This is a genomic window from Mesorhizobium sp. WSM4850, from assembly GCF_055811735.1.
In genome coordinates, this window is record NZ_JBVVPV010000135.1 from 1 (window position 1) to 1,254 (window position 1,254).

1 protein-coding gene is annotated in these 1,254 nt (G+C 54.7%); it reads right to left on the reverse strand.

Going from position 1 to position 1,254, the window contains the following annotated elements:
* Positions 1-1,182 (reverse strand): ectoine hydrolase DoeA, encoded by a 1,182-nt coding sequence (gene doeA / locus AC0L2Z_RS35255; RefSeq protein ID WP_473630625.1) that lies wholly within the window; start codon positions 1,180-1,182, stop codon positions 1-3.
* Positions 1,183-1,254 lie beyond the last annotated feature (72 nt).

Consider the following 1,254-nt stretch of genomic DNA (forward strand, 5'->3'; position numbering starts at 1 on the left):
CTAGGCTTTGACGAAAAGCTTCCTGGGTACCTTCGACAGGCACTCGTTCCCATCAGGTGTGATGAGAACGGTCTCGGTGATTTCGAAACCCCAGTCGTCGTACCAGAAACCAGTCATGAAGTGGAAGATCATCCCGGGCTGGAGCACGGTCCTGTCCCCTCGCCGCAAGCTCATCGTGTGTTCACCCCAATCCGGAGGGTATGACAGCCCGACTGGATATCCGGCTCGAGTAGTCTTCTCCAGTCCATATTTCTCAAGGACATCAAAGAATGCCACGGCCCAGTCCTCGCAAGTCGCGCCTGGCTTGGCAACCTGGAGGCCCACTTCCATACCCTCAATCGTGGCCTTCTCCGCATCCAAAAAATGCTGCGGCACCTTGCCGAGGCAGTAGGTCCGGGCGGTCGGGACATGGTAGCGCTTGTGAACACCGGCTATTTCGAAGTAGGTTCCTTCATTGTTTCGGAGAGGCTGATCGTCCCACGTGAAATGGCACGCCGATAATTCGGCGCCTGACGGAAGCATCGGTACGATGGACGGGTAATCACCTCCGAACTCGGGGGTTCCGCGAATCGCTGCATCGTAGATTTGTGCAACAAGGTCACACTTGCGCATTCCGGGTTCCATCTTTTCCAAGATGCGCTCATGCATGAGGGTGACGATCTGTCCCGCCTTGCGCATGTATTCGAGTTCCTGCGGACTCTTAACCGCTCGCTGCCAGTTCACGAGCACAGTCGCATCAACGAATTTGGCATTCGGCAGCCGTGAGGCCAAAGTTTCAAAGGCGGTCGCAGACAAATAGTAGTTGTCCTTCTCAAGGCCGATTACGCCCTTGTCGAGCTTGCGGCCGACAAGAACTCTGCAAAGATCTTCCATCGGATGACAGGCAGGCGTCTGGACGTACTTGTCATCGTAGCTGACGACATTATCATCGGAGAAATAAACCGTTCGCTTAGCGCCGTTCTCATCCGAGCACCGACCCCACCATATCGGGTCACCCTCAGGGGGCACGATGACCGCTTGGTGGTTATAAAAGGACCAACCATCATAGCCGGTCAGCCAAGCCATGTTCGCAGGTTCGCTAATGATGAGCATATCAATGCCGCGCCTCTGCATCTCAGAACGAGTTTTGCTAAGCCGCGTTCGATATTCTTCCAAGCTGAAATTCAATTTTGTGGCGACCACTGTTGGCTCCCGTATTGGATTCCGACGAACGTTAAACCGGGCACGAAGCCCATGGCGTGAATTTAGCTGCGT